This is a genomic window from Streptomyces sp. (assembly GCF_019510245.1).
Lineage (GTDB): Bacteria > Actinomycetota > Actinomycetes > Streptomycetales > Streptomycetaceae > Streptomyces.
The window spans coordinates 111,270-119,379 of record NZ_JAEKKT010000118.1; the positions used below are offsets into that span (position 1 = coordinate 111,270).

The 8,110-nt window shown below is 72.6% G+C and carries 9 protein-coding genes; 2 read left to right on the forward strand and 7 right to left on the reverse strand.

What is annotated here, in order from left to right:
* Positions 1–185: 185 nt before the first annotated feature.
* From JF597_RS10065 to JF597_RS10075, 3 genes are read right to left on the reverse strand one after another with little or no spacing between them, the layout of a single operon-like run.
* Positions 186–1,091, reverse strand: coding sequence for an NAD kinase (locus tag JF597_RS10065; protein ID WP_293991976.1), 906 nt, complete (start codon positions 1,089–1,091; stop codon positions 186–188).
* Positions 1,088–1,903, reverse strand: a complete 816-nt coding sequence (locus tag JF597_RS10070) for a TlyA family RNA methyltransferase (RefSeq protein ID WP_293991978.1) — start codon at positions 1,901–1,903, stop codon at positions 1,088–1,090. Before JF597_RS10070 ends, JF597_RS10065 begins: the two co-directional genes overlap by 4 nt.
* 32 nt (positions 1,904–1,935) lie before the next feature.
* A complete protein-coding gene (locus tag JF597_RS10075; protein ID WP_293991980.1) occupies positions 1,936–2,307 on the reverse strand; it encodes a hypothetical protein in 372 nt (123 codons plus the stop codon).
* 42 nt (positions 2,308–2,349) lie between these two features.
* Between JF597_RS10075 and JF597_RS10080 the strand changes: the two genes are divergently transcribed.
* Positions 2,350–2,697, forward strand: a complete 348-nt coding sequence (locus JF597_RS10080) for an SCP2 sterol-binding domain-containing protein (protein ID WP_293991982.1) — start codon at positions 2,350–2,352, stop codon at positions 2,695–2,697.
* Here JF597_RS10080 and JF597_RS10085 read toward each other — a convergent pair.
* The 4 genes from JF597_RS10085 to JF597_RS10100 form a co-directional block, all read right to left on the reverse strand.
* A complete protein-coding gene (locus JF597_RS10085) occupies positions 2,681–3,547 on the reverse strand; it encodes an ABC transporter ATP-binding protein (protein ID WP_293991985.1) in 867 nt (288 codons plus the stop codon). The genes JF597_RS10080 and JF597_RS10085 overlap by 17 nt on opposite strands.
* A complete protein-coding gene (locus JF597_RS10090; protein ID WP_293991988.1) occupies positions 3,544–4,593 on the reverse strand; it encodes an iron chelate uptake ABC transporter family permease subunit in 1,050 nt (349 codons plus the stop codon). Before JF597_RS10090 ends, JF597_RS10085 begins: the two co-directional genes overlap by 4 nt.
* Before the next feature lie 8 nt (positions 4,594–4,601).
* Entirely contained in the window at positions 4,602–5,645 is a 1,044-nt protein-coding gene (locus JF597_RS10095) for an iron chelate uptake ABC transporter family permease subunit (protein WP_293991991.1), read from the reverse strand.
* Positions 5,646–5,737: 92 nt separating this feature from the next.
* Positions 5,738–6,766, reverse strand: a complete 1,029-nt coding sequence (locus JF597_RS10100; protein WP_293991993.1) for an HAD-IIA family hydrolase — start codon at positions 6,764–6,766, stop codon at positions 5,738–5,740.
* Positions 6,767–6,860: 94 nt separating this feature from the next.
* On the opposite strand from JF597_RS10100, the gene JF597_RS10105 reads away from it, so the two are divergent.
* Positions 6,861–8,110: DUF1015 domain-containing protein (locus tag JF597_RS10105; RefSeq protein ID WP_293991995.1), on the forward strand; the 1,250-nt coding region annotated here is incomplete at its 3' end.

The window sequence follows — 8,110 nt, forward strand, 5'->3', positions numbered from 1 at the left end:
GCGCGAGTGGAGAAGCACCCCGAAGAGCCACGGGACCGCATCGACATGCCGACGACCGTCCCTTCCCGAAGGCCACGGGGCCACATGGATACGCCGGTGGCTGTCCCTACCTGAAGAGGAACTGCGCGATCAGCCACAGCGCACCCGCACCCGCCGACGCACCGGAACCAGCCCCCACGCACGCGCTACTGCGGCGCCCCCCGCCATCCGGAGACCGGCAACGCGAACTTCGCGACCAGCCGGTCCGTGAACGACGCGTGGTGCAGCCGCGCCAGCCGCACCGGCACCGCTCCCCGCCGCACCTCGACCCGCGCCCCGGGCGGCAGCTCCACCGTCCGCCGCCCGTCACACCACAGCACCCCCGGCTGGATGTGCGGCAGCACCTCCACCGCGAGCACGGAGTCCGGCGAGGTCACCAGCGGCTTCGCGAACAGCGCATGCGCGCTGATCGGCACCATCAGCAGCGCCTCCACCTCCGGCCACACCACCGGCCCGCCCGCCGAGAACGCGTACGCCGTGGACCCGGTCGGCGTCGACAGGACGATCCCGTCGCAGCCGAATCCCGTCACCGGCCGCCCGTCGATCTCCAGCACCACTTCCAGCAGCTTCTCGGCGCCCGCCTTCTGCACGGCCGCCTCGTTCAGCGCCCAGTCGGTGTGCACGATGTCCCCGTTGCGATGCACGACGACGTCGACGGTCATCCGCTCCTCGACCTCGTACGCCCGGCTCACCACCCGGTCGACCACCTTGTCGAGGTCGTCGCGCTCGGCCTCCGCGAGGAACCCGACGCTCCCGAGGTTGACACCGAGCATCGGCACCCCGGACGCCCGCGCGAACTCGGCGCCGCGCAGCAGCGTCCCGTCACCGCCGAGCACGATCAGCAGCTCGCAGCCGTCGAGGCTGTGCGGCGAGGCCTCCTCGACGAGTTCGACCTCGTCGGGCAGCGGCAGGTCGCGGGCCTCGAAGTCCAGGACCCGTACGCCGACTCCGGCTGCCAGCAGCCCCTTCACCACGAGCTCGGCGCTGCGGATGGCAGCGGGCCGCCCGGTGTGAGCGAGGAGGAAAACAGTACGAGCTCGGTTCTGTGTCAACGCGGCCCCTCCGCCACTGCACGGTCAACGTCGGCCGGATCCAACTGGGGTGCGCCGGCCCGCAGCCACAGAAAGTACTCGACGTTGCCGGACGGCCCGGGCAGCGGACTGGCGGTGACACCCTTCACCCCGAGCCCCAGCTCCCACGCCTTCTCGGCAACCCCCCGCACGGCCTCCGCCCGCAGCTGCGGACTCCGTACGACTCCCCCGCTGCCCAGCCTCTCCTTGCCCACCTCGAACTGCGGCTTGACCATCATCACCAGGTCGGCGTCCGGCTTCACGCACCGCGCCAGGGCCGGCAGCACCAACCCGAGCGGGATGAAGGACAGATCACCCACGACAAGATCCACAGGCTCCCCATCGATCGCTTCAAGCGTCAACTCGCGTACGTTCGTACGGTCCTTGACGGTGACGCGTTCATCGCTCTGCAGAGACCACGCGAGTTGGCCGTACCCGACGTCGACGGCGACGACGTGCGCGGCCCCCGCGCGCAGCAGCACATCGGTGAAGCCCCCGGTCGACGCCCCGGCGTCCAGCGCCCGCCGCCCCTCGACCGCGAGGCCCTGCGGGACGAACACGGCCAGCGCCCCGGCGAGCTTGTGGCCGCCCCGCGACACGTACTCGGGATCGCTGTCGTCGGACTGGACGACGATCGCGGCGGCGGTCTCCACCTGGGTGGCCGGCTTGGTCGCGAGGGTCTTGCCGACGGTGACCCGCCCGGCGGCGATCAGCTGGCTGGCGTGCTCGCGCGAGCGCGCCAGCTTCCGGCGGACCAGCTCCGCGTCCAGACGGCGACGTGCGACTCCTGCCACGGTGGGTTCAGCTCCTGCTCTGGTGGTACGGACTAGAAGGTGTGGCCCGAAGGGCCTCGTTGCGGGGTGGTGGTCGGGTGACGGGCGGGCGCGGGCGCCCGGTGGCCGTGCGGCGGCGCGGGCGCCGGGGGCCCCGGAGGTCCCGGGCGGGTGTCGAGCGCGGTCAGCGCGTCGCGCAGCCCCCGGTGTACATCCTCGTACACCTCCAGATGCCCGTCCGTGGCGAGGTGGTCGGCGTCGGCCAGCCGGTCGAGCCGTGCGTCGACCTCGGCGTCGCCGGTGGGGGTGCGGGGGACGTTCAGCGGGGCGGGCGCGGCGGGGTCGTACTCGGGTTCGACGGCGGCCGCTTCCCCGGCCTCCGCCGCCGGGGCCGCCACCAGGCCTTCGGGCGCAGAGTCGGTCATGCCCCGACGCTACATGGAAGCCCTGGGGTACCGTCGATCGCGATGGCCACGATCGGGGAGTGCCGCGCCGCACTCGACAAGCTCTCGCACAGCATGGGCGGCGCCGAGGGCGACGTACGCGCGGCCGCCGCCATGGACCGCACCGTGAGCTGCCACATCACCGACCTGGACGTTACCTTCGCCGGCCGGCTCACCGGCGGCCGGATCGAGGTCGAGGAGACGTTCCCCGGGCCGCCGCGGGAGAAGGCGCAGATCAGACTCGCCATGGCCGGCGACGACCTGCTGGCCCTGGTCGACGGCGAGCTGAACTTCGCCGGCGCCTGGGGTTCGGGCCGGGTGAAGCTGGAGGCGAACCTGCTGGACCTGTTCCGGCTCAGGAAGTTGTTGTGACCCTGGCCCTGCGCGCCGCCGGCACCACCAGCGGGGTCCCCGTCTCCGGATCGTCGATGACCTGGCAGCGCAGCCCGAAGACCTTCTCGACCAGTTCGGCGGTGACGACGTCGTCCGGGGCGCCCTCGGCGACGACCCGGCCGCCCCTGAGCGCGATGAGGTGGGTGGCGTACCGGGCCGCGTGGTTGAGGTCGTGCAGCACGGCGACCAGCGTCCGCCCCTGCTCCTCGTGGAGTTCGGCGCACAGGTCGAGGACGTCGATCTGGTGCTGGATGTCCAGGTAGGTGGTCGGCTCGTCGAGGAGCAGCAGCGGGGTCTGCTGGGCGAGCGCCATGGCGATCCAGACGCGCTGCCGCTGACCGCCGGAGAGTTCGTCGACGTACCGGTCGGCGAGTTCGGCGACGCCGGTCTGCTCCATCGACTCCTGGACGACCTGTTCGTCCTCGGCGGACCACTGGCGCAGGATGCCCTGGTGCGGGTAGCGGCCTCGGCCGACCAGGTCGCCGACGGTGATGCCGTCGGGCGCGATGGACGACTGCGGGAGCAGGCCGAGCGTGCGGGCGACCTTCTTCGCGGGCATCGACTGGATGACCTGGCCGTCGAGCAGCACCCGGCCCTGACTGGGCCTGAGCATCCGGGACAGCGCGCGCAGCAGCGTCGACTTGCCGCAGGCGTTGGGGCCGACGATCACCGTGAAGGAGTTGTCGGGGATCTCCACCGACAACTGCTCGGCGATGACGCGCTGGTCATAGGCGAGGGTGACGTTCTCGGCGGACAGGCGGTTCACGGCGCTCCTCTTGCTGTCTGACTCGCTGTCTGAATCGGTGCTCGGCCGGGGGGTCGCGCTCATATCCGGCCCGCCCGGCGTTCGGTGACGAGCAGCCAGAGCAGGTAGACCCCGCCGAGGACGCCGGTGACCACGCCCACGGGCAGCTGGTCTGCGCCGAAGGCGCGCTGGGAGGCCCAGTCGGCGGTGACCAGAAGGGTGGCGCCCATGCAGAGGGAGGGCACCAGGTTGGGGCCGGGCGAGCCGGTGAGGCGGCGGGCGAGCTGGGGGGCGGTGAGCGCCACGAAGCTGACGGGGCCCGCGGCGGCGGTGGCGGCCGCGGTCAGCATGACGGCGGCCACCATCAGCAGCATCCGCACCCGCTCGACCCGTACCCCGAGGGCGTGGGCGACGTCGTCGCCCATCTCCATCATCCGCAGGCCCCGCGCGTTGACGAGGACCAGCGGCACGAGGACCGCGCACAGCGCGAGCAGCGGCCAGACCTGGCTCCAGTCACGGCCGTCGAGGGAGCCGGTCATCCAGACGACCGCGCGGGTCGCGTCGACCAGGTCTGCCTTGGTGAGCAGATAGCCGTTGACGGCGGTGACGACCGCGGAGACGCCGATGCCGACCAGGACCAGCCGGTAGCCGTGCACGCCCTGCTTCCAGGCGAGGAGGTAGAGGGCGAGACCGGTCACCAGGCCGCCGAGCAGCGCGCCGACGGTGACCTGGGCGGCGCTCCCGGACAGCAGCACGATGACGACGAGCGCGCCGGAGGTGGCGCCCTGCGAGAGGCCGAGCACGTCCGGGCTGCCCAGCGGGTTGCGGGAGACCGACTGGAACAGCGCGCCGCCGAGCCCGAGCGAGGCGCCGACCAGCAGACCGACCAGGACCCGCGGCAGCCGCAGCTCGTTGACGACGAAGTCCTGCCCGGCAGTGCCGTGCCCGGCCAGCGTCTTCAGCACGTCACCGAAGGAGATCGGGAAATCCCCGGTGCCGATCAGTACGACACTCGCGGCGCACGCGGCCAGCAGCAGCGCGACGACAACCACCAGCGCGCGCACGTCGGTCCGCAGCGAGAGCCCGCCGGGGGTGCGCAGAGTACGCGTGGTCTTCGCAGCGGTTTTCACAGCGGTCCTCACAGTTGGGCCGTCCTCCGCCGTCGAACGAGAAGAATGAAGACCGGCCCGCCGATGATCGCGGTGACGATGCCGACCTGGAGCTCGGCGGGGCGGGCCACGACCCGGCCGACGACATCGGCACCGAGCAGCAGCACGGGCGACAGGACCGTCGCATACGGCAGGATCCAGCGCAGGTCGGGGCCGGTGAACGAGCGCACGACGTGCGGGACCATCAGGCCGACGAAGGCGATCGGGCCGCAGGCCGCGGTGGCCGCGCCGCACAGCACGGTGGCGGCGAGCATGGCGAGGGCCCGGGTGCGGCCCAGGTTGGCACCGAGGGCGCGCGCCGTGTCGTCGCCCATCGCCACCGCGTTCAGCGGGCGGGCGAGACCGAGCGCCAGCAGAGTGCCGGCCGCGAGGAACGGCAGCACCTGCAGGATCGTCGAGTTGCTCGCCGAGGCCAGCGAACCCACCGTCCAGAAGCGCAGCTTGTTCAGCGCCGCGTCGTCCGTGATCATCACGGCCTGGAGGTAGCCGTAGAGCGCGGCGCTGATCGCCGTACCGGCGAGCGCCAGCCGGACCGGGGTGGCGCCCCGACTGCCGCCCAGGAACCACACCAGCGCGCCGACCGCGGCCGCCCCGGCAAAGGCGAACCACACATAGCCGCTGAGGGTGCTGACGCCGAGGTAGGTGACGGCCGTGACCACCGCCGCCGACGCGCCCGCGTTGATGCCGAGCAGTCCGGGGTCGGCGAGCGGGTTACGGGTGAGCGCCTGGAGCACCGCCCCGGACAGGCCGAGGGCGGCTCCGGCCAGCAGGCCGAGGACGGTCCGCGACAGCCGCGCGCCGACGACGACGTCACCGTACGTCCCCGTGTCGCGGAACAGACCGTGCCAGACCTGGTCAAGCGGCAGTTCCTTGGCCCCGATCGCGATGCTCGCCAAGGCGACGAGCAGCAGGATCCCGACGGAGACCAGGAGCCCGAGGGCTCGGATCACCCGACGGGTCGGGGGCGCGGCGGCGGTGTCCGCGCGCTGTTCGGGAGGACTGTCGACCAACACGAGGTTAGGTTAGCCTACCCTCCATTCCTCCGTCTCGATGCCCCCGTCGCCCCATCCCCGTTCCTCTTCTCAGCGCCGTGAGTTGCCGGAGCTCAGAGCCCCAGCCGCGCCAGCGCCTTGCCTCCGTCCAGCTCGCAGGAACCCTCCCCGGCCGCCGTCCAGGCCGCCGCGCACAGTGCCCGCAGCCCGTCGAGCACCTCGCCGTCGCCCGCCAGCTCCAGCCGGTCGGCACCCGCCGACGCCGTCCAGCCACCGCACCGGAAACCGGCGCCGTCCACCGTGACCTCCGGCTGCCCGGTGAGCAGCCCGCGCAGGTCTCCGTCGACATAGGTCGGCCGGTGCTGCGGCGGCGCGGCGAGCAACTGGCGCCCGTCGGTGACCCCGGTCAGCACGAGCAGCGAGTCGACCCCGCCGTTGAACGCGCCCTCGATGTCGGTGTCCAGCCGGTCCCCGACCACCAACGGCCGCTCCGCACCCGTGCGCAGGATCGTCTCCCGGTGCATCGGCGGCAGCGGCTTGCCCGCCACCTGCGGCTCGGCACCCGTCGCGATCCGCACCACCGCCACCGCCGCGCCGTTGCCCGGCGCGATCCCGCGCCCGCTCGGGATCGTCAGATCGGTGTTGGACGCGAACCACGGCACCCCACGCGCGACGGCGTACGACGCCTCGGCGAACCGCCCCCAGGGCAGGTCGAGGCCGCCGTACCCCTGCACCACGGCCGCCGGATCGTCGTCCGCGGACTCCACCGGCTCAAGACCCCGCTCCCGCAGCGCGACCCGCAGCCCCTCCCCGCCGATCACCAGCACCCGCGCCCCGGCCGGCACCTGCTCACTGATCAGCCGCGCGACCGCCTGCGCCGAGGTGATGACATCACCGGCCCCCGTCGGGATGCCCAGCTCGGTGAGGTGCTCGGCCACCGCGTCCGGCGTCCGCAGCGCGTTGTTGGTGACGTACGCCAGACGCATGCCCCCCGCGCGGGCGACCTCCAGCGACTCCACAGCGTGCGCGATCGCACTGCCGCCCGCGTACACCACCCCGTCCAGATCGAGCAGCGCCGTGTCATACGCCGTGCTCAGGGCCTGTCCGCTGCCCTCGGGACCAGTCCTGACGCCCTGGCTCATCCCCATCGCTCCTCGTCACTCCTTGTCACTCTTCGTCCGCCCGCCTCTCACCGTCGATCATCCCGCACGCCACTGACACACGTACGATGCCGGGATGAACACTGCAGGTCACTCGGAAGCAACGGAGCGCCGGGGCCTGGAACTCACCCCGTTCCGAGGCCTTCGCTACGACCCGGACCGGGTCGGCAGTCTGGCCGCCGTCACCTCTCCGCCGTACGACGTCGTCGTACGCCCCGACGGCGTCCACCACCTCCAGTCCGCCGACCCGCACAACATCGTCCGCCTCATCCTCCCCCAGGCCGGTACCCCCAGCGCCGGTACCGAACAGGCGGCCGACACCCTGCACCGCTGGCAGGCCGAGGGCATCCTCGCCGCGGACCCCGAACCGGGCCTGTACGTCTACGAACAGCACGACGGGAAGGGCCTGCTCCAGCGCGGCATCATCGGCGCCCTGCGGGTCTCGGAGCCGTCCGAGGGCGTGGTGCTGCCGCACGAGGAGGTCATGCCCCCGGTCGTCGCCGACCGCGCGGCCCTGATGCGCGCCACCTCCGCGAACCTCGAACCCCTCCTGCTCACCTACCGGGGCGACGGGAGGACCGCCGAGGTCGTCGAAGCGGTGGCCGACCGGCCTCCGCTCCTCGCCACCACCACGGAGGACGGTTTCCACCACCGCCTCTGGTCGATCACCGACCCCACCGAGCTGGCCCTCGTCCAGTCCGACCTGGCCCACCACCAGGCCCTGATCGCCGACGGCCACCACCGCTGGGCCACCTACTTGCGTCTACGCGCGGAGCATCCCTCCCCCAGCCCCTGGGACTACGGCCTGGTCCTCCTCGTCGACACCGCCCGCTACCCGCTGCGCGTCCGCGCCATCCACCGCCTGCTGCACGGCCTGCCGGTGGCGGAGGCGCTGGAGCACGTCAAGGGACTGTTCCGGGTACGACGGCTCGACGTCCCCCTGCCTGCGGCCCAGGAGGCGCTGGCGGACGCGGCCTGTGCCGGCAACGCGTTCCTGCTGGCCGGCGACGGTGCGTTCCATCTCATCGACCGCCCGGACCCGGATCTCCTGGCCCGTACGATCCCCGACGACCGCCCGGCCGCCTGGCGCACCCTGGACGCCACCGTCCTGCACGCCACGCTCCTCGACCACGTCTGGCGCATCCCCGAGGACTCGCCCGCGCACATCGCCTACATCCACGACACGGCGGCGACGGTCGCCAAGGCCGAACGCGACGGCGGCACGGCCGTCCTCATGCACCCGGTCCGCGAGGAGGTCGTCCGCGACCTGGCCCGGCAGGGCGTGACGATGCCACGCAAATCGACCTCGTTCGGCCCCAAGCCGGC